General features: G+C 66.7%; 23 protein-coding genes and 2 tRNA genes. 17 read left to right on the plus strand and 8 right to left on the minus strand.

Annotated elements, in window-relative coordinates; all coding sequences use genetic code 11:
• The 4 genes from B0T44_RS18235 to B0T44_RS27210 all read left to right on the plus strand — a co-directional run.
• Window positions 1-1,815, plus strand: a 1,815-nt coding sequence (locus B0T44_RS18235; protein ID WP_139347987.1) for an NAD-glutamate dehydrogenase domain-containing protein, incomplete at its 5' end; no start/stop codon positions are given.
• A 56-nt stretch (window positions 1,816-1,871) separates the two neighbouring features.
• On the plus strand, window positions 1,872-2,291 hold the full coding sequence (locus B0T44_RS18240; protein WP_254893694.1) for an acyl-CoA thioesterase: 420 nt from the start codon (window positions 1,872-1,874) through the stop codon (window positions 2,289-2,291).
• A 15-nt stretch (window positions 2,292-2,306) separates the two neighbouring features.
• Window positions 2,307-2,987 carry a DUF8185 domain-containing protein gene (locus B0T44_RS18245; RefSeq protein WP_245839059.1) on the plus strand — a complete coding sequence of 227 codons (681 nt, stop codon included), beginning with the start codon at window positions 2,307-2,309 and terminating at the stop codon, window positions 2,985-2,987.
• A gap of 36 nt (window positions 2,988-3,023) precedes the next feature.
• Window positions 3,024-3,188 (plus strand): hypothetical protein, encoded by a 165-nt coding sequence (locus tag B0T44_RS27210; protein WP_176219227.1) that lies wholly within the window; start codon window positions 3,024-3,026, stop codon window positions 3,186-3,188.
• Window positions 3,189-3,421: 233 nt separating this feature from the next.
• Here the strand turns inward: B0T44_RS27210 and B0T44_RS18250 are convergent, their stop codons facing one another.
• On the minus strand, window positions 3,422-3,742 hold the full coding sequence (locus B0T44_RS18250) for an AzlD domain-containing protein (protein WP_077120999.1): 321 nt from the start codon (window positions 3,740-3,742) through the stop codon (window positions 3,422-3,424).
• A complete protein-coding gene (locus B0T44_RS18255) occupies window positions 3,739-4,407 on the minus strand; it encodes an AzlC family ABC transporter permease (RefSeq protein WP_077121001.1) in 669 nt (222 codons plus the stop codon). The genes B0T44_RS18250 and B0T44_RS18255 overlap by 4 nt, the downstream gene beginning before the upstream one ends.
• 69 nt (window positions 4,408-4,476) lie before the next feature.
• On the opposite strand from B0T44_RS18255, the gene B0T44_RS18260 reads away from it, so the two are divergent.
• Window positions 4,477-5,043, plus strand: a complete 567-nt coding sequence (locus B0T44_RS18260; protein WP_077121003.1) for a helix-turn-helix domain-containing protein — start codon at window positions 4,477-4,479, stop codon at window positions 5,041-5,043.
• A gap of 24 nt (window positions 5,044-5,067) precedes the next feature.
• On the opposite strand, the gene B0T44_RS18265 is transcribed toward B0T44_RS18260, so the two are convergent.
• Entirely contained in the window at window positions 5,068-5,826 is a 759-nt protein-coding gene (locus B0T44_RS18265) for an HNH endonuclease (RefSeq protein WP_175648132.1), read from the minus strand.
• 228 nt (window positions 5,827-6,054) lie between these two features.
• Between B0T44_RS18265 and B0T44_RS18270 the strand changes: the two genes are divergently transcribed.
• The 4 genes from B0T44_RS18270 to B0T44_RS18285 all read left to right on the plus strand — a co-directional run bounded on the left by B0T44_RS18270 (window position 6,055) and on the right by B0T44_RS18285 (window position 9,091).
• Window positions 6,055-6,459 carry a globin gene (locus tag B0T44_RS18270; protein WP_077121006.1) on the plus strand — a complete coding sequence of 135 codons (405 nt, stop codon included), beginning with the start codon at window positions 6,055-6,057 and terminating at the stop codon, window positions 6,457-6,459.
• The gene (locus tag B0T44_RS18275; protein WP_367947006.1) at window positions 6,456-8,051 is read left to right on the plus strand and encodes a glycoside hydrolase family 13 protein; all 1,596 of its coding nucleotides are present in this window, start codon (window positions 6,456-6,458) and stop codon (window positions 8,049-8,051) included. The genes B0T44_RS18270 and B0T44_RS18275 overlap by 4 nt, the downstream gene beginning before the upstream one ends.
• Before the next feature lie 298 nt (window positions 8,052-8,349).
• Window positions 8,350-8,640 (plus strand): aa3-type cytochrome oxidase subunit CtaJ, encoded by a 291-nt coding sequence (ctaJ, locus tag B0T44_RS18280; protein WP_077121010.1) that lies wholly within the window; start codon window positions 8,350-8,352, stop codon window positions 8,638-8,640.
• Window positions 8,627-9,091, plus strand: coding sequence for a DUF5130 domain-containing protein (locus B0T44_RS18285; RefSeq protein WP_077121012.1), 465 nt, complete (start codon window positions 8,627-8,629; stop codon window positions 9,089-9,091). The genes ctaJ and B0T44_RS18285 overlap by 14 nt, the downstream gene beginning before the upstream one ends.
• Window positions 9,092-9,316: 225 nt before the next feature.
• Here the strand turns inward: B0T44_RS18285 and pepN are convergent, their stop codons facing one another.
• Window positions 9,317-11,890: an aminopeptidase N gene (gene pepN / locus B0T44_RS18290; protein WP_077121015.1), complete on the minus strand. Its 2,574-nt coding sequence runs from the start codon at window positions 11,888-11,890 to the stop codon at window positions 9,317-9,319.
• A gap of 124 nt (window positions 11,891-12,014) precedes the next feature.
• Here pepN and B0T44_RS18295 point away from each other — a divergent pair, with 124 nt between their 5' ends.
• Window positions 12,015-12,839 carry a phosphoribosylaminoimidazolesuccinocarboxamide synthase gene (locus B0T44_RS18295; RefSeq protein WP_077121017.1) on the plus strand — a complete coding sequence of 275 codons (825 nt, stop codon included), beginning with the start codon at window positions 12,015-12,017 and terminating at the stop codon, window positions 12,837-12,839.
• Between the two features lie 128 nt (window positions 12,840-12,967).
• Here B0T44_RS18295 and B0T44_RS18300 read toward each other — a convergent pair whose 3' ends face one another.
• Entirely contained in the window at window positions 12,968-14,188 is a 1,221-nt protein-coding gene (locus B0T44_RS18300; RefSeq protein ID WP_077121019.1) for an NAD(P)/FAD-dependent oxidoreductase, read from the minus strand.
• A gap of 162 nt (window positions 14,189-14,350) precedes the next feature.
• Here B0T44_RS18300 and B0T44_RS18305 point away from each other — a divergent pair, with 162 nt between their 5' ends.
• Window positions 14,351-14,992: a mycothiol-dependent nitroreductase Rv2466c family protein gene (locus B0T44_RS18305; RefSeq protein ID WP_077121021.1), complete on the plus strand. Its 642-nt coding sequence runs from the start codon at window positions 14,351-14,353 to the stop codon at window positions 14,990-14,992.
• 75 nt (window positions 14,993-15,067) lie between these two features.
• On the opposite strand, the gene B0T44_RS18310 is transcribed toward B0T44_RS18305, so the two are convergent.
• A complete protein-coding gene (locus B0T44_RS18310) occupies window positions 15,068-16,180 on the minus strand; it encodes a M48 family metallopeptidase (RefSeq protein WP_438269031.1) in 1,113 nt (370 codons plus the stop codon).
• 98 nt (window positions 16,181-16,278) lie between these two features.
• On the opposite strand from B0T44_RS18310, the gene B0T44_RS18315 reads away from it, so the two are divergent.
• Together B0T44_RS18315 and B0T44_RS18320 are read left to right on the plus strand one after the other, a co-directional pair.
• The gene (locus tag B0T44_RS18315; protein ID WP_077121022.1) at window positions 16,279-16,752 is read left to right on the plus strand and encodes a ribose-5-phosphate isomerase; all 474 of its coding nucleotides are present in this window, start codon (window positions 16,279-16,281) and stop codon (window positions 16,750-16,752) included.
• A gap of 18 nt (window positions 16,753-16,770) precedes the next feature.
• On the plus strand, window positions 16,771-17,583 hold the full coding sequence (locus B0T44_RS18320; protein ID WP_077121024.1) for an Fpg/Nei family DNA glycosylase: 813 nt from the start codon (window positions 16,771-16,773) through the stop codon (window positions 17,581-17,583).
• Window positions 17,584-17,743: 160 nt separating this feature from the next.
• Here the strand turns inward: B0T44_RS18320 and B0T44_RS18325 are convergent, their stop codons facing one another.
• The gene (locus tag B0T44_RS18325; protein WP_077121118.1) at window positions 17,744-18,685 is read right to left on the minus strand and encodes a GGDEF domain-containing protein; all 942 of its coding nucleotides are present in this window, start codon (window positions 18,683-18,685) and stop codon (window positions 17,744-17,746) included.
• A gap of 415 nt (window positions 18,686-19,100) precedes the next feature.
• On the opposite strand from B0T44_RS18325, the gene B0T44_RS18330 reads away from it, so the two are divergent.
• Window positions 19,101-19,174: transfer RNA gene (locus B0T44_RS18330), tRNA-Gly, on the plus strand.
• 43 nt (window positions 19,175-19,217) lie between these two features.
• Window positions 19,218-19,294 (plus strand) — tRNA-Pro (locus B0T44_RS18335).
• A 46-nt stretch (window positions 19,295-19,340) separates the two neighbouring features.
• Here B0T44_RS18335 and B0T44_RS18340 read toward each other — a convergent pair.
• A complete protein-coding gene (locus B0T44_RS18340) occupies window positions 19,341-20,057 on the minus strand; it encodes a MerR family transcriptional regulator (RefSeq protein ID WP_077121026.1) in 717 nt (238 codons plus the stop codon).
• A 544-nt stretch (window positions 20,058-20,601) separates the two neighbouring features.
• On the opposite strand from B0T44_RS18340, the gene B0T44_RS18345 reads away from it, so the two are divergent.
• Together B0T44_RS18345 and B0T44_RS18350 are read left to right on the plus strand one after the other, a co-directional pair.
• Entirely contained in the window at window positions 20,602-20,811 is a 210-nt protein-coding gene (locus B0T44_RS18345) for a hypothetical protein (RefSeq protein WP_077121028.1), read from the plus strand.
• Between the two features lie 49 nt (window positions 20,812-20,860).
• On the plus strand, window positions 20,861-21,751 hold the full coding sequence (locus B0T44_RS18350) for an ROK family protein (RefSeq protein WP_077121030.1): 891 nt from the start codon (window positions 20,861-20,863) through the stop codon (window positions 21,749-21,751).
• Window positions 21,752-21,920 lie beyond the last annotated feature (169 nt).

The raw sequence follows: 21,920 nt of genomic DNA on the forward strand, positions 1-21,920 counted from the left end.
GATCCTGATCCGGATGCGGCTCGGTCGTTTCGGGAGCGGCAGCGGTTGTTCGGGTTGCCGCGGTCGTCGTGGGCGGATTATGACGCGGGTGTGATCAGTGCGGGGGGCGGCGTCTACGACCGCACCGTGAAATCGGTGCCCATCAGCCCACAGGTGCGTTCGGCGCTCGGGCTCGGCGACGACGTGGTTTCCCTCGCGCCACCAGAACTGGTCCGCGCCATCCTGCTCGCCCCGGTGGATCTGGTGTGGAACGGCGGTATCGGCACCTATATCAAGGCGAGCACCGAAACCAATGCCGAGGTCGGCGACAAATCCAACGACGCGGTTCGTGTCGATGGAAACCAGCTGCGTGCCAAAGTGATCGGTGAAGGCGGCAACCTCGGGGTCACGCCTCGCGGTCGTATCGAATTCTGTTTGGTCGGTGGCAAGGTCAATACCGATGCGCTGGACAATTCGGCCGGTGTGGACTGCTCCGACCACGAGGTCAATATCAAGGTTCTGCTCGACGCGGCGGTGTCCAGTGGTGAATTGGATCTCGCCGATCGTAATCCGTTGCTGGCGCAGATGACCGATGAGGTGGCCGAGTTGGTGCTGCGGGACAACATCTCGCAGAACTTCCTGATCGGCATCTCCCGTGCGAGCGCACCGCGCATGCTCAATGTGCACCGCAGGCTGATCGAGGACCTCGAACAGCGCCGCGGCATCGACAGGGAACTCGAAGCCTTGCCGTCGGACCAGGAACTGAAACGCAGGCTGGAGGAAGGATCCGCGCTCACCTCACCGGAAATGGCGAACCTGCTCGCACATGTGAAACTGGGGCTCAAAGCGGACCTGCTCGACACCGATCTGCCCGACAGCGCATACTTCGGTGCCCGGCTGCCCGACTATTTCCCCACTCCGATACGGGATCGGTTCGCCGGTGTGATCAAAAAGCACCGGCTGCGGCGGGAAATCGTTACCACGATGATCGTCAACGAGGTGGTCGACTACGGCGGAATCACTTATGCGCACCGGCTCAACGAAGAAATCGGCGCCACCGCCACCGACGCGGTACGGGCATTCACCGCGGCCACCGAGATATTCGGGCTGCACGATATCTGGGCGCGCATCCGTGCCGCGGACGCCCCGATGGCGGTCCGCGACCAGCTGGAGCTGGAAACCAAGCGCACCCTGGACCGTGCCTCGCGCTGGCTGCTGAGCAACCGGCCCCAACCGGTCGCGGTCGGCGCCGAGGTCAACCGCTACAGCGCGGGCGTGCGGGCGCTCGGCCCGAAGGTGCCCGGCTGGTTGCGCGGGCATCACGTGACCAGTCTCACCGACCGCTCCGCGGATGTGATCGCGCGCGGTGCGCCGATCGAGCTGGCCACCGAGGTCTTCGGCCTGCTCAACCTGTTCTCCCTGTTGGACGTGGTGGATATCGCCGATATCACCGACCGCCCCGGTGAGGAGGTCGGCGCGCTGTACTACGCGCTCAACGACCATCTGAAGATCGATTGGCTGCTCGAGGCCGTCAGCCACCTCGAACGCGGCGACCGCTGGCATGCGCTGGCCCGGCTCGCGCTGCGCGACGATATGTACGGTTCACTGCGTTCGCTGACCCTCGACGTACTGTCCGGCGGAGACCCGGAGGAAACCGCGGACGAAAAGATTGCATACTGGGAGTCGAAAAACCAGTCCCGGCTCGGGCGTGCACGGGCCGCGCTGTCGGAGTTGTTCGAATCCGGCGCCCACGATCTCGCCACGCTGTCGGTTGCAGCGCGGCAAGTGCGAAGCATGGTGAGCGGGGTGGGCGCCCAATCGGAGGTACCACGGTGACCGATCCCGGTGCACTGAACGGCTACGGAACATCACGTGCCCCAGGTGGCGCCGCGCTGTTGCCGCGGCGCTTCCACGCCCAGGTCGATGTCCGGTGGTCGGATATGGACGTGTTCCAGCACGTCAACCATGCGCGAATGGTGACGCTGCTGGAGGAGGCTCGTATCCCCTGGCTGTTCGAGGACGGCCGCCCCACCGCCGCACTGCGCCAGGGCTGCGTGCTCACCGACCTGCGTGTTCGGTACCGGGGTCAGCTGCGGCACGAGGACACCCCGCTCGATATCGCCATGTGGATCGAACAGTTACGGGCCGTCGATTTCACCGTGGGCTACGAGGTCCGGGCCGCCGGTGCGGACCTGGGTTCGCCGCCCGCGGTGATCGCCTCCACTCAGATCGCGGCTTTCGATATGGCGACCCAGCGGTTGCGTCGGCTCACCGACGACGAGCGCGACTATCTGTCGCAGTGGATGGGCTGATGAGCCGCTGGACCGGTGATTAGCCGGGTGATATCCGAACAACGAGTGCTGTTCGTCGAGGACCCCGCCGAACGAGAGAACCTCGCCACCTTCCTCGTCCGCGCGCTTCGTCTCGACCCGGCAATGGTGGTCCGGCTGCGCCGGCGCGGTGACCGGTTCGTTGCGGCCTGGGTGGCCACCGGTTTCGAAGCGCTTGCCTCGCGCACCGTGATCGCCGAGCTCGGCGTCGACGATGTGACCGTCGGCGCCGATCTGGTGCTCACCGGGCTCGGCGCAGGCAGCCCGATCGACCTCGGCTACTCCATGGATTCCGCCTGGCGCGGGGCCCTGCCCCCGGCTGACGGTTTCGCCCATATCGACGACGTCCCGGCCCGCGCCCTGGTGGAACTCGCCGAACGGGGCGCGAATCTGGCCAAGGAACACGGTTCCAGCCACGGCCCGCCCGCGTCACTGCTCGACCAAACGGTGCTGACCGTCTCCGGCGACCACACGGAAGTGGACGTCCCGATGCGAGTCGTCTTCGCACTGACCGCCATGGATTTCATCCCCCACTCCGGTGACAAGGCCGAATCCCGGCGTATCCCGCCCACCGAAATCGTCCGGGTCCGCGCCACCAGAACCTGGTTGCGCCTGGACGCTCGCTACGGTTCGGTCGCCCGTCGTCTGGGTGGTGGCCTGCCCCTGACTCCGCAGTGAGCGTTGCCCATATCCCCGACCGCGTAACCGTTGTCGGTGTTCACCCAGGTGCTGCGGGATCAGCAGCAGCAACCGCAGATGACCGGTGGTGGGCTTGCAGTGCGCCGGTATCGACCACGGCGACAATACGGCGGTCCTGACCGGTTCGAGGTGTACCGCTCCGCCGACGCCGAACCCGGTGCGGTCGCGGTCGCCAGATAGCTCCCGGTAGCGGCCCGGTGTCCGCAGCGGGCCGCTCGGCGGTCGCCGGGCCCAGGGTGATTGCGGTGCCTGGCTGCGGACAGAGTTCCGCGCAGGTCTTGAACCGGCCTCCCTGCGCAGTACGTCACGCTGAACGTCTACGACGGTGTGCGCTAGGCAGTCACCGGGCGGTCAGGAACGCGCTGCCCTGGTTGCCCGGAGCGCCGATTGCGACGAGTGAAGAGTTCGAGCCGTCAGGACAGCCCGATTGCGCGCAGCAGCGCGGTGGTCGCGGCAGCAGCGACGACAACCAGCAGCAGCGGGCAGCGGAACCACGCCAGCAGACCGCCGACCAGCACCCCCGCGGGCAGGGCTATACCGACCTCTCCGGTGCCGAGCGGCAGCGTGCTGGTGGCGACCAGTGCGGCCAGCAGGATGACTGCCGCGACCTCGAGCAGTTGAACGGCGCGGGGTGGGAAGCGAATGCGGTTGCGCAGGGCAGGGCCGGACCAGCGCAGCGCGTAGGTGCCCGCTGCCAGCGCGAGCATGGCGGGGATCAGCAGTGGTGCACTCATCGGGCGGCTCCGATCACGAACAGCAGGCCGGCCAGCGCGATCAGCACCGGGAGTCCGGCAGGCACGAACGGTCCCACCGCGACCGCGATCACCGCTCCGGCGATGGCGGCGCGGCGCGTCCTGGGATCACGCAGCGCGGGCAGGATCAAGGCGAGTAGTACGGCCGGGAACACGGCGTCCATCCCGAATGCGTCGATATCGGGCACCACGGAACCGACCAGCGCCCCCAGCGCCGCGCCGAGCGGCCACACCACCGCGATACCGATCCCGCACATCCAGTAGGCCGCGCGTTTGCGCGCGAGATCTCCCGGCCCGAGGGCGAACGCCACCGATTCGTCGATCATCAGATGCACGCCGAGCAGCCTGCGCCTACCGGTGCCGAACACATCGGGCATCGACAGCCCGTATCCCAGATGCCGGGCGTTGACCAGCAGCCCCGCCAGCGCGGCGGCGATCGGGCTCGCTCCGGCAGCCAGGATGCCGAAGAACAGGAACTCCGAACCGCCAGCCAAGACGGTGCAGGCGAGCAGCACCGGCATCCACGCCGGGAACCCGGAACCGACCGCGGCCGCGCCGTAGGACACCCCGATCATGGCGACGGCCAGGCATGCGGCCGCGATACTGGACACCGTGCCCCGATCGAGTGTTCGCTGAATCGAACGCATGTTTCTTATAGTGAACGAAAGCAGGGGTGCGGGTCAATGTGATCACCTACAGGAAGACAGGAGTCGGTTATGGCGCGGGAGGAATCAACCGCGGCCCCACAGCAGGTGATCGCGGCATCCCTGCGCCGGGAACGGACCCGAAGCGGGCTGTCGCTGAGCGAGGTCGCCCAGCGCGCCGGAATCGCGAAATCCACCCTGTCCCAGTTGGAATCCGGTACCGGTAATCCGAGCCTGGAAACCCTGTGGGCGCTGTGCACCGCACTGGATATGCCGTTCGCCCGGCTGCTGGATCCGCCCCGGCCGAGCGTGCAGGTCATCCGCGCCGGGGAAGGACCTGCGGTGGCCGCCGCGCGCGCCGACTACCAGGCCACGCTGCTGGCCGCGAGCCCACCGGGAGCACGGCGGGATCTGTACCGGATCACCGCGGAACCGGGCTCCCCTCGCCGCTCGGACCCGCACACGGCCGGATCGGTCGAACATGTGCTGCTCGGCGCAGGCCGCGCACGGATCGGCCTCAGCGATGCACCCGAAGAGCTCCGGCCCGGCGACTACATCAGCTATCCGGGCGACCTACCGCATACCTTCGAAGCGCTGGAACCGGGAACCTGGGCGACCCTGGTGATCGAACACAACTGAGCACCGAGCCCACCTGGGCAGCCGCTACGCGGCCCCTTCGCCCAGATACTGCAACCAGACCGGGTCGAGTTCGGTGACGGTGGACAGCAACCGCCAATGCGGGCCCTTCGGCGAGACCAGCGGAGCGCGCAGCGTCCAACCCAGCTCGCTGAGCAGTTTGTCGGCCTTGCGATGGTTGCACGGCGCGCAGCTGGCGACACAGTTCTCCCAGGTGTGCTCGCCGCCGCGGCTGCGCGGCACCACATGGTCGATGGTCTCGGCTTTCCCGCCGCAATACCCGCAGCGGTATCGGTCGCGCTGCATGAGCGCGGCGCGGGTCATCGGCACCCTGGCCCGGTACGGGACACGAACGTAGGTACGCAGCCGGATCACGGACGGAAGCACGACCGAAGCGCCCGCCGAATGCAATACCGGACCCGAGGGGTCGTGATGAATCGCGTCGGCCTTATCGCAGACCAGCAGGACGATCGCGCGCCGCGCGGACAGGGCGGTGAGCGGCTCATAGGTCGCGTTGAGCAGCAACACCCGGCGCTTGGACCAGTTCGTGACGACCGGCAGCGATACGGGCGCCAGGGGGCCTGCGGCGGGATGAGCGGAGCCAGGGGAAGAGACAGACAGGGAATCAGCGCGAGGGGTGGAATCACCGGCGCGCTGGGTACCCGGATGATGATCGGACAACAACTGCAACGGAGTAGCCCCCGACCCCCGATTGCGGACGTCGGCGGGCTTCAGTTGTCGGTGGCCCCTCGCCTCCTGTGATCGGGCGCCGTTCCGTTGCTTCATGTCGACCCCAATTTCTTCGTCTCGAGATCCTGTGGTATCTCGACAGAGACTGCCACCCAGTTGACCATGGAACGGCCACCGATGCACGGTGATTTTGCACAATGCCGGGTGAACTGTGTCCGAAGTGCGTCCGAACGCCCGCCACCAGCGGGGACGACGCGAGGTGGGCGCGCTGGATGCGCCGCGGGCACAATGGACGACGGTGTACCCAGCGAATCGAGAGGGTCTATGTTTTCGGGCGAGCAGACAGCGACATCGTTCTACGAAGCCGTCGGCGGTGAGCAGACGTTCCGCCGCATCGTCGCCGCGTTCTACCGCGAGGTGGCAGCCGACGAGGTGTTGCGCCCGATGTACCCCGAGTCCGACCTGGGCCCCGCCGAGCGCAGACTGCGCATGTTCCTCGAACAGTATTGGGGCGGCCCCCGCACCTACTCCGAAGAACGCGGACATCCCCGGCTGCGGATGCGGCATATGCCGTTCCGGATCGGCCCGGTGGAGCGTGACGCCTGGTTGCGGTGCATGCGGATCGCAATCGCCGAAATCGAACCGGAAGTCCTCGACGACGAACACCGCAAGGCGCTGCTGGACTATCTGCAGATGGCGGCCGACTCACTGATGAACACCGCGTGGTGAGTGCGCGCCCACCCGCAGCGCGATGGTGGGAGTCCGCCGTCTTCTACCAGGTCTATCCGCGTTCGTTCGCCGATTCCGACGGCGACGGCGTCGGCGATCTGAACGGGGTGCGCGCCCGTCTCGACTACCTGGCTCGGCTCGGCGTCGACGCGCTGTGGATCTGCCCGGTGACCCGTTCGCCGATGGCCGACGGCGGCTACGACGTCAGCGACCCTCGCGATATCGATCCCCTGTTCGGCGGTATGCCCGCCTTCGACGCATTGCTCACCGCGGCTCATGAGCGCGGTATCCGGGTCACCATGGATCTGGTGCCCAATCACACCAGCAGCGAGCATCCGTGGTTCCGGGCGGCGCTCGCCGCAGGCCCGGGTAGCCGGGAACGGGCGCGCTACCACTTCCGCGCCGGTCGCGGCCCGGACGGTTCACGTCCGCCCAACAACTGGCCGAGCATCTTCGGTGGACCCGCCTGGACGCGAGTGGTCGAGCCCGACGGCCGCCCCGGCCAGTGGTACCTGCATCTCTTCGCGGCCGAACAGCCCGACCTGAACTGGGACAACCCGGAGGTCGCCGCCGATTTTGCGGAGACGCTGCGCTTCTGGCTCGACCGCGGTGTCGACGGTTTCCGCATCGACGTGGCGCACGGAATGGCCAAACCCGACGGCCTGCCCGATATGGCGCGAGTGACCACCGCCATGCTCATCCACGACGACACCGACCCGCGGTTCAACAACCCCGGCGTGCACGAGATCCACCGCGGTATCCGCAAAGTGCTCGACGAGTACCCACATGCGGTCGCGATCGGGGAGGTCTGGGTGGACGACAACATCCGTTTCGGCGAATACGTCCGTCCTGACGAACTGCATCTGGCCTTCAATTTCCGCCTCGCCGAAACCCGGTTCGCCGCCGACGCCATCCGCCACGCCGTCGACAATTCGCTGACCGCTGTCGCGCCGGTCGGTGCGGCCCCCACCTGGACGCTGTCCAATCACGACATCGACCGTGAGGTCACCCGCTACGGTGGCGGCGCGCTCGGGACGGCGCGCGCCCGCGCAATGATCCTGGTCGAGCTGGCGCTGCCGGGAGCGGTGTTCGTCTACAACGGTGCCGAACTCGGCTTGCCGAATGTGGACGACCTGCCCGAGGAGGTGCTGCAGGACCCGGTGTGGGAGCGTAGCGGGCACACCGAACGGGGCCGCGACGGCTGCCGGGTGCCGATGCCGTGGTCGGGGTCCGCTCCGCCGTTCGATTTCACCACCGCGCCGCAATCGTGGCTGCCGATCCCGCCCGAATGGGCCGAGTCGACCGCGGAAAAACAACTCGTGCAGTCCGACTCGATGTTCGCCCTGTATCGGACGGCGATCGCATTGCGTCGTACCCGGCCGGAGTTCCACGGCACCGGCCTGCAATGGGAACAAGCTGCACCCGGCTGTCTGGTGTTGCTGCGCCCGGGTGGACTGGTCTGCGTGCTCAACACCTCCGGCGAGCCGGTCGAGCTGCCCCACGGCGAGCCATTGCTGTGCAGCGCACCGCTGGAAGGGCGTATGTTGCCGCCGGACGCCGCTGCCTGGCTCGTGCGGTCGGCATCCGAGTAGCCTCGCCACCGGTAGCCGTCCAGGAAGAACCGCAGCGCGCGGATCATCGGTTTCGACCGGTGTTACGCCTCGGCGGGGTCGTCGGCAGCGAGGCCGCCGAGGAATCGCCGGTTCATCGCGGCCGACGCTGCGGTAAGCGCACGACCGGAATCGAGCCCCGGGAACCCTGGACCAGTTGCCGTGTCTGCGCGGCGGAGCGAGCGTGGACGAGGGCGCGGCGCCGTAACGGGACGGCTACGGGAGAGGTACAGACGTACCGGTCGGCCAACTACTACACGGCATCGTCTACCTTTGATCTGTGAGCATTCTCGAGACAGTGCTGATCTTCGTCGGCATCCCGCTGGTGATCTACGGCGTGATCGCTGGTTTGTCGTTCCTCGGTAAGCCGCTGCCCGGCGAGAAGCCGGTCCACTACGACCTGAGCCAGAAGTGGACCTCGTCGCCGGTGCTGTGGAGTGCGACCGACGAGGTGACCGGAATGGGTCACTACGACATCACCGAAACGTCGCACGGTGAGCACGCGGCGTTCGCATCCCTCGAATCCACCCAGATGGCGCTGATCGGAGGCCGGGCAAGTGGCAAGTTCTAAGTGGCCCGCGGTGGTCGAAGCCGACCTGCCGCGCGGATACGTCATCACCAGCAGCGGCCGGGTCTCGGGCGTGCACGAGGCCGGGGACGTGTTCCGGGAAGCGCCGTTCAGCGACGAAGAGCGGCTGCTGATGGACAACGTGCTCATCGAGGCGACCCGCGCCACCAAGGTGCGGTTCAACGTCTACATCGGTGACCTCGACGGCGACCCGGCGGCCGCCGTCGACACGCTGTTCCCCACCACTCCGGAAGCGGCGCGTTCGGTGCTCATCGCGGTCTCCCCGAACGATCGCGCTGTCGAGGTGCGTTCCGGTAGGGATGTCGCCGATCGCGTCACCGACCGGGTCTGCCAGCTGGGCGTGACCGCGGCGCTGAGCTCGATGCGCCAGGGTCAGCTGATCGATGGGCTGGTTTCCGCGGTCCGCGTGATGGCGGCAGCGATCGGCCGCTAGGACCGAACCACCAGCGTGCTACGGCGCATACACCCAGGAGTGTATGCGCCGTTCGCATGTGCGGGCAGCCGCGGCCAGTACACGACCCAGCGAACGTAAGTGTGCAAACCCCGCGTTCAGCCGGAGGTCAGCGCACCCGGTACAGGCCAGGGCTGTAGCCGCCGGGCCGGTGGCGCACCCGACTCCGGTCCCGCCCCGAGGAGCGGGACCCCGCCGTATATGCGCCTACGCTGTATCGAACGCGCGGGCTCGCAGCGAACGCTCGATCCCGGCCTTACCCTCGCTCACCAGGCGGCGCAGCGCGGGCGGGTGGTCACCGGCGAGGAAATCGTCGGCCATCGCGACCGCTTCTTCGCTGATCGCCCACGACGGGTAGAGGCCGACCACCACGGTCTGCGCCACCTCGCTGGAGCGGCGCTCCCACACCGCGGGGATCTGTTCGAAGTACCGCCGCGTGAACGGGGCGAGCAGCTCCGACTGACCGGCCGGGGCGAACCCGCCGACGATCGAACGGGCGGTGATATTGGGCAGCGAATCGTCGTCGAAGACGGTGTCCCAGGCTCGTTCCTTGACCTCGGCGATCGGGCGGGCGGTGGCAGCGGCTGCGGCGTGACGTTTACCGGCGGCGGTCGGGTCCTTGACCAGCTCGGCGTCGATGGTGGGGGTGTCGAGGCCTGCGGCGTCGATTTCGCCTGCCGCGGCCAGCGCCGTCACCAGCCGCCAGCGCAGGTCGGTGTCCACGGTGAGGCCGGTCAAACCGACCTTGGCCGGGTCGCCGTCGAGCAGCTCCTGCAGCACCTCGGTATGCCAGGCGGACAGTTTGGCCGCGGTGAGGGCGTTGACGAAGGCCAGTTGGTGGTCCGAACCCGGCTCGGCTTCGCGGGCCAACTCCAGCAGCCGGTTGGCGAAATCCGCCCAGCCCGTGTCGCTGGCCCAGTCCGGGTCGGCGTAGCTGCCCAGCGCCGTATTGGCCTGCATGAGCAGCCGCTGCACCACACCGATCTCCGATTCGGCGCCGATCCCGCGCTGCACCAGCGCCACGAAATCCCGGGCCCGGAACTCGGCCTGCCGGGTCATCTCCCAGGCGGCGGACCAGGCCAGGGTGCGCGGCAGCGGTTCGGCGATATCGGCGATCCGATTGACCAGCACATCGAGAGAATCGGTGTCCAACCGCACCGAGCAGTAGGTGAGGTCGTCGTCGTTGACGAGCACGAACCTGCCGCGCGGCACTCCGACCAGCTCGGGCACCTCGGTTCGCTCGGCGGCGACCAGATCCAGTTCCACCCGCTTGGTGCGCACCAGTGTGCCGCCGTCGCCCTCGTCGTACACACCGATCGCGAGCCGGTGTACGCGATGCTCGCCCGCGCCGGGCGCCGCGCCTTCCTGGACCACAGCGAACGAGGTGAAATTGCCTGCCTCGTCGACGGTGAAATCGGGACGCAGGATGTTAAGGCCGGTGGTCTTCAACCACTGCGCACCCCACGTCGACAGGTCCCGCCCCGACGATTTCTCCAAAGCCGTGAGCAGGTCATCGAAGGTGGCGTTGCCGTAGGCGTGCTCGGCGAAATAGTCGCGCAGACCGGCCAAGAACGGTTCCAGCCCCACATAGGCGACCAGTTGCTTGAGCACACTGGCGCCCTTGGCGTAGGTGATGCCGTCGAAGTTCACCTCGACCGCGGCCAGGTCCGGGATATCGGCGGCAATCGGATGCGTGGACGGCAGCTGATCCTGCCGGTATGCCCACGACTTCTCCACATTGGCGAAAGTGGTCCAGGCACTCGTGTACTCGGTGGCGTCGACCTGGCACAGCACCGAGGCGAAGGTGGCGAACGACTCGTTGAGCCACAGATCGTCCCACCACTTCATGGTCACCAGATCGCCGAACCACATATGCGCCATCTCGTGCAGCAGAGTTTCGGCGCGGCGCTCATAGGATGCGCGGGTGACCTTGGACCGGAACACGTAATCCTCGAGGAAGGTCACCGCGCCCGCGTTCTCCATCGCGCCCGCATTGAACTCCGGCACGAACAGCTGATCGTATTTGCCGAACGCGTACGGCACCCCGAAATTGCGGTGGTAGAAACCGAAACCCTGTTTGGTTTCGGTGAACAGTCGCTCGGCGTCCATATGCTCGGCCAGCGAGGCGCGGCAGTAGATGCCCAGCGGGATATCGCCGTGCTCGTCGGTGTAGACGTCGGTCCACTTCGCGTACGGGCCCGCAATCAACGCCACCAGGTAGGTACTCATCTTCGGGGTGGGGCGGAAACGGTGGATACCGTTCCCGTCGCTCTCACCTGCTCCGTTGGAGATCACCTGCCAGTCCTGCGGCGCGGTGACCCTGATATCGAAGGTGGCTTTCAGATCCGGTTGGTCGAAGCAGGCGAACATCCGTTTGGCGTCGGCGGTTTCGAACTGCGAGTACAGATACACCGCGTTGTCGGTGGGATCGACGAACCGGTGCAGCCCTTCACCGGTGTGTGAGTACTCGCAGTCGGCCTCCACCACCAGCTCGTTGGTTTCGGCCAGATCGGTCAGCGCGATACCGGTGGATTCGTCGTAGCCGGACACGTCGAGCGGCTTACCGTTGAGCACTGCCGAACGCACCGAGCGCGCGACGATATCGATGAACGTGCTCGCCCCCGCTGTCGCGGCGAAGGTGACCGTGCTGCGGGAAAAGAACGTCTGCTCGCCCGGTGCGCCCGCCCCATCGGTCAGGTCGAGTTCGATGCGGTACTTGTCGACCGAGACGGTCGCGGCGCGCTCGATCGCCTGTTCGCGGGTGAGGTTCGGTGCGGACATCGGACTCCTTCGTGGTCGAAGAACTTGTACGGGCACAGCGATCCCCACAATGCCACGTCGGTAAGGTTGCCCGCGCGGAACTACTGTCCGTTCGAACCCTATCGACCACGATCGGAGCTGCGACGTGAAGCATGTACACGCCGGGAAGGTGCGCGACCTGTATTCCGACGGCGACACACTGCTGCTCGTCGCCTCCGACCGCGTCTCGGTCTACGACGTGTCGCTGCCGACTCCCATCCCGGACAAGGGCGCGCTGCTCACCCAGCTGTCGAACTGGTGGTTCGAGTTCTTCTCCGACATCCCGAACCACGTGCTGTCGGACACCGATGTGCCCGCCGAATTCACCGGTCGCGCCATCCGGGTGAAACCGCTGAAGATGGTGCTCGTGGAATGTGTCGCCCGCGGGTATCTCGCGGGTTCGGGGTGGCAGGAGTATCAGCGGACAGGCACCGTGTGCGGGATCCCGCTGCCCTCTGGTCTACGTGAGGGCGACCGGCTTCCCGAGCCGATCTTCACCCCGACCACCAAAATATCCGATACCGGTCACGACGAACCGATGACCTTCGCCGATGTGGTGCGCCAGGAAGGCCACGACGTCGCCCAGCGACTGCGCGAGCTGACCCTCGACATCTACGCCCGCGGCGCCGCCCACGCCGCCGCACACGGCGTCATCGTCGCCGACACCAAGGTCGAGTTCGGCTGGGACGGTGAAGTGCTCACCCTCGGCGACGAGGTACTCACTTCGGATTCGTCCCGCTTCTGGCCCGCCGACGAATGGGAACCCGGCCGGCCGCAACGCTCCTTCGACAAACAGTTCGTCCGCGACTGGGCCACCTCCACCGGCTGGGACAAGGAGCCCCCCGGTCCCGAGATCCCCGCCGAGATCGTCGCAGCCACCCGCCGTCGCTATATCGAGGCCTACGAGCTCATCACCGGCCGCACCTGGTAGGGGAGCCCGGCCCCGGGGTGAAGATCGAGCCGACCGCCGGGACACGCTCTCGGAGCTTGCCTGCCATTGTGGTGCTACGACCGGTCCGTTGAGCCGAGAGAGGCCGGGTGCGGTTTCCAGCGTCTGATCTACAGCGGTACCGAGGTGTCCGCGAGCCGATCGGGGTCGACCGGTTCACCCGAGGTGATCAACTCCTTGATCCGCTCGCCCGCATCCCAGATGTTCACGTTCATCCCGGCCAGCACCCGATTGTCCGCGTCGAGCCAGAATGCGAGGAACTCCCGGCCGTCCTGATCGCCACGCACCACGACCCGCTGGTAGTCGCCGGGCCCGGCGAAGCCGGTGTACTCCATACCGAGGTCGTACTGGTCGGTGAAGAAGTACGGCAGTCGGTCGTATTCGGCGGGTTTGCCCAGCATCGTGGCCGCGGCCACCGCGGGCTGGTTGAGCGCGTTCGCCCAATGCTCCACCCGGATCCGGCGGCCCAGCCGCGGATGATCCTGTTCGGCGATATCGCCGACAGCGACGATATCGGGGTCGCTGGTCGTCAGACTCGCGTCTACCAGCACCCCGCTGACCACCGCGAGCCCGGCGTCGGCTGCGATGTCGATATTGGGGCGCACACCGACCGCCATCAACACTGCGTCGGCTTCGATCATGTCGCCGCCGGCGAGTAGCACGCCCGTGGCGCGTCCGTCCTGTGTCGAGATCTGATCCACCTGGGTGTTCAACCGCAGATCGACCCCGTGCGAGCGGTGTAGGTCGGCGAACACCGCGCCCATTTCGTATCCGAGCGGCCCCAGAAGTGGACACGAGGCGGCTTCGACGATCGTCACCGCGACTCCCGCCTCGCGCGCCGCCGCCGCGACCTCCAACCCGATCCAGCCCGCGCCGATGATCGCCAGCCGCTGCGCGTTGCCGAACAGCCGGATGAGACTGTCGGAATCCTCGATGGTGCGCAGAGTGTGTACGCCCGCGGCGTCCGCGCCGGGGATCGACAGCACGCGCGGGGTGGAGCCGGTCGCCAACGCCAATTTGTCGTAGCGCAGCGTGGACCCGTCGGGAAGGGTAACTGTTTTGGCCGCCCGGTCGATCCCGGTGACCTCGGTGCCGAGCATCAGATCCACATGGTGGTCGCGGTACCAGGCGGACGGCTCGACGGTGAAGTCGGCGAGTTTCTTCTTGCCGGTCAGATATTGCTTCGACAGCGGGGGCCGCTCGTAAGGGAGATGTTCTTCTGCGCCTATGAGCGTGATGGCGCCGTCGAAATCGTTGTCGCGCAGCGCCTGTGCCACCTTGGCCCCGGCCAGGCTGCCGCCGACGACGATGAAATGCTGTGCAGCAGTCATAGCGAACTCCTCGGTCGGAGACGAGTCGAACTCCCGGCCCTCAGACTACGGCGCGGCGGCCGGACCGATCGTGGTTTCGGGAACGAATCGAGGGGTCCGGGTGGTTGCTGGAGAGGAAGCGGCGACAACCGTCGCCGAGGTATCCGATCGAGAGGAACGATTGTGAGCGACCAGGCCACTACCGATACTGCCGATTTCTGGTTCGACCCGCTGTGCCCGTGGTGCTGGATCACCTCCCGCTGGATCCTCGAGGTCGAACAGGTCCGCGATATCCAGGTCCGGTTCCACGTGATGAGTCTGGCGGTGCTCAACGAAGGCCGTGATCTGTCCGAGGAGTATCAAGAGCTGATGGCCGCGGGCTGGGGGCCGGTCCGGGTCGCCATCGCCGCCGCCCGCCGACACGGTGACGAAGTACTGTCCCCGCTCTACACCGCCCTCGGCGGCCGCATCCACAACCGTAGGGCCGAATACGAACGCGCCACCACACAGGAAACCCTGGACGCGATCATCGCCGATGCGCTGGCCGAGGCCGGGCTACCCGCCGAGTTGGCCGAAGCGGCCGGAAGCACCGAATACGACGAAGAGTTGCGCGCCAGCCATCACGCCGGGATGGACAAGGTCGGTATGGATGTCGGGACCCCCACCATTCACGTCAACGGCGTCGCGTTCTTCGGCCCCGTGCTGTCGCGGATTCCGCGCGGTGAAGAGGCGGGCAAGGTCTGGGACGGTGTGGTCGCGCTGGCGTCCAACCCGCATTTCTTCGAACTCAAACGGACCCGGACCGAGGAACCGGCTTTCGGCTGAACAACTGGCCGGATACCACGGCTCACGCGACACGGTACTGCCGAGGAGTTCCGACGGGGCTGGGGCCCGGCCCGCTCAGGGCTGTTTACGTAATAGTTCAGGCAGTTCGCTGTAGGTCGGTGCGGGTTGCCCGGCTCCGGGTGGCGGTGTACCACCGTGGGCTGTCCAGCCCGATCCCGGCGGCGCGGTATGTGATGGCGGACTCGGCCGCCAGAACAGCCGCCCATGGCTGCTGCGGTCGCGCAACGCCCACATTCGCCAGGTCAGCACCGGATGTGTCGACATGGCGTTGACGATCCAGACGAAGAACCCCTTCTCCATGGCCGCCCGGTCGGCCATCTCGTCGAAGCCGACCAAGGTGTTCATGTACTTGCCCGCGGCCAGGGTACCCATCGCGGCGGGCGCGCCGTGCGGCCGATTGCAGTAGCCGTAATTGTCGGCGGTGTACTCCTGGGAGCGGATCAGCGAACTGCCCAGGATCGGCAGGAACGGCGCGAGCACCATGCCCAGCTGCCGCCAATACGAAGTGTGCCCGGCGGCGATATGTCCCACCTCATGGCCGATGATGAACGCCAGCGCGTCCGGTTCGCGGGCGTGGCCGCCGATTTCGAACAGGTCGCTGTAAACCACCACGAACCGCCGGAAACCGTGCCCGGCCGCGAAGGCGTTGATCTGCCCGTTGCCCAGCACCACATACGCGTCAGGGACCTTGCTCATCCCGAGCCGGGCTGCCGCCTCCTGCACCATCCGATAGCCGTCCGGAAACTGGGTGGGCGACATCTTGACGCCGTTGACCCGCTGCCTTGCATAGTTCATACCGCGGGCCAGCCAGATCAGCAGCGGTGCGAACACCAGCGCCAGAATGTACTGGTTGACGGCGCCGACCAGCAGGAGCAGGGCGGCCAGCAGATACGCCAGCGCGGTCAGCATCACCACCACCGTCAGCAGCGGGATCTCCCAGAAATGCCGGGCGGGCATCCCGAACGGCGACAAGCCGCGCGGCTGCCGCTGCGGCGGCACGGCAGGCGGTGCCGCGCCGTAGCTCGCAGCGGGGTAGTGCTGCGCCTGGTAACCGGACGTGTGCTGCGGCGCGGATCCCGACGGATACGGCGCGTACTGCGGCTGATCCCGCGACCATATGGACTCGGGACCCGCGCCTGTCTGCTGCTGCGGATCGTTCGGCTGCATGGCATGAACTCTATTCATCCCCGCCGGGTGAGGTGCGGGCGAGAAGGTGCGGCCAGGGCCGTGCACGGCTCATGACGCCGCCTGAGAGAATCGCAGCCATGCGTGTATACCTGGGGGCCGACCACGCCGGCTTCGAACTGAAGAACATCGTCATGGACCACCTGGAGAAGGCGGGCCACGAGGTCGTCGACTGCGGCGCCCACGTGTACGACGCCCTCGACGACTATCCGGCGTTCTGCATCGAAGCCGCGCGCCGCACCGTTGCCGACCCTGGCAGCCTCGGCCTGGTGTTCGGCGGCAGCGGTAACGGTGAGCAGATCGCCGCCAACAAGGTGCCCGGCGCCCGCTGCGCGCTCGCCTGGAGCGTGCAGACCGCGAAACTGGCCCGCGAGCACAACAACGCACAGCTCATCGGCATCGGCGGCCGCATGCACTCCACCGAGGAAGCGCTGGCCATCGTGGATGCCTTCATCACCACCGCGTGGTCGGAGGAGGAACGCCACCAGCGCCGCATCGATATCCTCGCCGAATACGAAAAGACCGGCGTCGCGCCCGCGCTGCCCGCTGTCTAGACCCGCTCGTCGTCCACAGTGCCGGAAGGTCATACCCTGCACCGCCTGGCCCGCCTACACCAGCGTCGGCTCGCGGGTGGGGCGGTGCGGGTGTCCAGCCCACAGGGCAAGTTCGCCGACGGGGCGGCGCGTGTCGACGGGCACGTGCTGGTCCGCGCGCAGGCATACGGTAAACACCTGCTGCACGAGTACGATTCGGGTCTGGTCGTGCACGTACACCTGGGCCTGTACGGCGCGTTCACCGAATCCACGCTGCCCATGGGCGAACCCGTCGGGCAGGTGCGGATGCGGATGTTCGGTACCGGCCGCGACGGATCCGGGTTCGGCACCGATCTCCGCGGCCCGACCGCCTGCGAGGTTCTGCTCCCACCCGAGGTCGACGCCCTGCTCGATCGCCTCGGCCCGGATCCGCTGCGCCGCGACGCCGACCCCGATCTCGCCTGGCAGCGCATCCGCCGCTCCCGCAGACCTATCGGCTCTCTGCTGATGGATCAGCGGGTGATCGCCGGGGTCGGCAATGTGTACCGGGCGGAAGTGCTGTTCCGGCACGGTATATCGCCCGAACGTCCGGGCACCGCGGTGACTGCCGATGCCTGGGACGCGATCTGGGCGGATCTGATCGCGCTCATGCAGGTGGGGGTGCGTCGCGGCAAGATGCATGTGGTGCGCCCGGAACACGACCACGGCGCACCCGCCTATGCCGCCGACCGGCCACGGACGTACGTGTACCGGCGGGTCGGGGAGCCCTGCCGGATCTGCGCTACGCCCGTCGTCCATTCGGTGCTGGAAGGGCGAAACCTGTTCTGGTGCCCCGGTTGCCAGCCGGGCTAGTACCGAGGTGTTCCCCAGCTTTGGGCAGCTGGGCGGGCGCTTCGCGCTGCCGCAGCGGAACTTCTTACCCACGGCCCCTCTCGGCGCCATGCTTGGTCGACACCCGCAGACCGCACCACGTGATTCTGACCAGCCGGAACGAGCGGGTACAGGAAACTGCTCAGCCCGCGACCGCTGCCCGGATGGTCGCATCCGCGGCTTCGGCAAGTACGAAACGCCGTCCTCCAGCTGATTTCGCCGAGTACATCGCCCGATCGGCGCGGCGGATCAGATCACCCAAATCACAGGATTGGCCCGGCGGGCAGTAGGCGGTGCCCACGCTCGCCGATATCGGCACCGGCCCCGCCGACGACCACACCGGATCGCGCAGTGCGGCGACGATCCGGTGCGCCAGATCGCCGACGGTATTGCGCGGCGGGTTGATCGCCAGCACGAACTCGTCGCCGCCGTACCGGCAGATCACCGCTTCCGGCGGACACACTTCACGGAGCCGGTTCGCCAGTTCCACCAGCACCTCGTCACCGACCGCATGCCCGTAACCGTCGTTGATCTGTTTGAACCGGTCCAGATCGACCAGTAGCAGCCCGACACCGCGGGTGGGATCGGCCGCCATCAACCGCACCCGGTCCTGCAGCAGCGTCCGGTTCGCCAGATCGGTGAGCGCGTCATGGGTGGCCTCATGGCGCAGCCGGTGCTGCAGTGCGGCGATCTCCTGCACCCGCACCGACACCTTCTGCTCCTGCTGGGCCAGTGCTCGCTCCTGCAGCGCCTGGGCGTAGCTGTCGATCGCCTGGCTGGCCACGAACGGCCACCGGGTGGCCACCAGCGAGCCGCGTGGTCCCGCCGGGAAACCGAGCAGCGAACGACTGGCCTGCGCCAGCATGCGCACCCGGTCGAAGGGTGCCTCGGCCAGGCGAGCACCCAGCATGCGTGCCGCGACCACCGGGAACGGTTCGGACCCGGCCAGCTCGAGCAGGCGTTCGATGATGTCGATCAGCACCGGCTCCAGGAGTTGCGGGGTTGCCCCGGTTTGGGGCTGTGCGCATGCGGTGCGCGCCCATTCCCTGGCCGTTGCGCGTACCGGCGGCCTTTCAGTAGCCATGACGGTCACCGGACACGAGCGTCATCGGCGTTCCGGCATCCGGCATCGGCACGGCTGCCAGGAACGGCCCGTTCGTTCCCACTGCGCTGCGGATGGCCCACCTCGTCGGGTGCATGCTCACCGCCCCCTTTCCAGATACCCCGTCCGGCAAGAAGGATCGTAGCAAGCCTGCGCGCTACGAAGAACCACAATCTGTAACAAGTTCTCGAGGCTACGCACAGGGCGGTCTCGTATGTGATCGCCCGGGCAGGCGCGGTGTTACAGGCCAGTCGGCGCGTCGTTCTTTCGCGCGTGTCGACCAGGAAGGGCCGCTTATCCGGCTACTCGGGCGGGCTGATTGGCGTTACCGAAGCGAAGTTCGGTACAGTCGCTCATGCACACGACATCGTGGCGATCCCATCGGTGTCGTTTGCCTGCGGGTGTAGTTCAATGGTAGAACCTCAGCCTTCCAAGCTGATGGTGCGGGTTCGATTCCCGTCACCCGCTCCACTGCAATATGCTCACCCGCTGGTCCGGCCACGGGGGAGATCGCCGGGGTGTAGCGCAGCTTGGTAGCGCATCCGCTTTGGGAGCGGAGGGTCGCAGGTTCAAATCCTGTCACCCCGACCATCTTTCGTCATTCTCGAACGGCGCGTCCTGCTGCGTCCTGCCCGATTTACTCCGCGCTCTGCGGTGAAGGTAGTTCCGAACGTCTGCCGAACGCCTGATCGATGAGTTCGGATGCGGCTCTCGTCGCGATCAGCCGCGCGATCGCCAGATCCGTTTCCAGTTTGGTGCGGTCCTTCCGGGTGCGGCCGGACTGCTCGTAAGCCTGACCGGCCAGCACATAGAACACCTCGGCGGCGTAGCGGTCGGCGATCCGGTCGCAGTCCGTGCGCATCCGCTCCACCAGGTGGAACGTCGCCTGCGCGGGCAGGCCCGCATCCACAAGTCGGGTCGCCAGATCGCAGCAGCGCGGGTTGGTCACCCGATACACGTCCATCGGATCGTCGCTGGCCGCCAATGCCTGCTTCACATAGTCGGGCAGTTCCGGGGCCGGTTCCTCCGGTGGAGTCGCCTCGGTCACCGGCAGCGGCGCGGTTGGCGGGTCGTTGCTCTGCTGCTGTTCGCTGACCCCGAGCACATCGGCGAGCCCGTCGCCGCGATCCCATGCGGCGAGCAGCTCCCTGATTCCGTTCAGCTTCATCCCCCGTCCGAGCAGCCGGCTGATCGTCTGCAAACGGTTCAGATGGTCCGACCCGTAGTAGCCGATCCGCCCTCGCACGTCCGGCGACGGGAGGAGACCCCGTTCGTGGTACACGCGGACGCTGCGCACGGTGGTGTCGGCAGCCCGCGCCAGTTCGTCGATCGTGTACTCGGATTCTCCAGCCATACCTATAGGAAACCATAAGTAGGGCCGTAGAAAAACGGTCCATAGCCAAACGCACCACTAGATAGCGGCGTATAGGGTTACCATTCGGTCAATTATCGTTACTTATCAGTTGGAACAGGTTGCTCCTGGGTCGGCTATCGGTTACCGTCCCCTCAGCAGCTTTTACTAGCTGGTTTCCGGGGACTGTTGAGCAGCCCCGACGGTCCGCACCCATGGGTCACGCATATACTTCGGCGTGCCCTCGGCAGCTCCGGAGACGGCCATGAGTACTGCACAGATTCGTCCGCTCGACGTCGATTCACCTGCTCCCGTGAAGGTTTCGTCCCTTTCCGTGCAGGCATCGCAGACCTCGCAGAAACCCTCGAGTCCCGCCAAATCCGCGCAACGGCCGCCCTGTGCGGATGTTCCCGACAGTTGGGACCTGGACACAGGCACTCCGGACGCCTGGCATACAGCGGTACGTACTTGCTATAGCTGTCCTCTGATCGACCAATGTCGCCAGCTGGCGCAGAGCCTTATCCGCCGCGGCGACGGTCCGCGAGCGATGATCTGGGCGGGGGTCGCCTACGACAACTCCGGCAATATCGTCGAGAACCTGGACCGGCACCGCACCGTGCCCATCGACCACAAGCGCCCGTTGCGGATCATCCGCAACAGCCCGCGGCCCAAGCGCATCCAATCTGCACCGACCGCGCCGCGCCGGCATATCGTCCTGGGTCGCCCCCTACGTGCTACGGGCACAGACGGGCTCTGACTATGCTGCGTGGACTGTTGATGGGAACACATATGGTGGTGCAGATTCGATGACAGTCCTTGCCTTGGAGATCGGTCCCACTCGCTTTGCTGCAATCGAGGTTGTCGACGATGTGGGTGTCGAAGACATCCGTCAGATACCGATGCCTGCGAATCGGGCCTGGGATCGATGCCGGGAATTGCTGCTAGAGGTTGCCGCCGGTGCCGAGGTGGCGAGAGTCGGCGTTGCGAGCGCAGGACCGATCGATATGGCGGCCGGGGTGGTTGCGCCACCGCAGGTTGCCGAATGGAGCGCCGGTTTCCCGTTGCGGGACAAAATCAAATCCGTGTTTCCCTCTGCGGTAGTGCAGGTTGCTCTTGATGGCGCATGTCAGGCGCTTGCCGAACGGAACTTCGGCGCGCTGCGTGAGTGTCAGGACGCGTTGACCATCACCGTGACGGACTCGATCGCCGGTGGTGTCACGCTGGGGGGGTTCTCGGTGGTCGGTCGCACCGGAAATGCCGGTCATATCGGGCATGTACTGGTGCCCGGGTTCGACGATCGCTGTGTGTGCGGCGGCACGGGCTGTCTCGAGGCCGTTGCCAGTGGCGCTTCGATCCTGCGCTGGGCGCGTGCCCGGGGGTGGAGCGGAGATTCACTGGAGGATGTGATCGGGGCGGCCGAGGCGGGGGAGGAAGTTCCCGCGGAGGCGCTCCGCCGTGCCGGGACCGCGTTGGGGCGCGCGATCAGTTCGGTCGCCGCGCTGCTCGACATCGATGTCGTTGTGATCAACGGACCTTTGGCTACCGCGGGAAACAACCTGTGGAAGCCGATGAACAGCGAGATGGCCACTCATGCCAGGTTGAGCTATCTGCCCGGGCTTCGGGTTGTGCCCTCCCAGGTCGGCGACGTGGCAACTCTCGCCGGTGCCGGGGTCATGGCGCTGGCGCTCTCTGCCTAGTTTGTGCGGTTTGCCCCTGTGGTTCTGGCCGTTAGCTGAAGATGTGCTGTCGATATGTGCCGTTGTAGCCTGTCGCCGATTTCCAGTGCGGAGCGCCGGGGGTGAGGGTGAAGTCTTCCCCTAAGGCGTTGTGTCCCTTTCTCTTTCGCGTGTCCGCTACAGATCGAGG

It is taken from the genome of Nocardia donostiensis, from assembly GCF_002081715.1.
GTDB classification, from domain to species: domain Bacteria; phylum Actinomycetota; class Actinomycetes; order Mycobacteriales; family Mycobacteriaceae; genus Nocardia; species Nocardia donostiensis.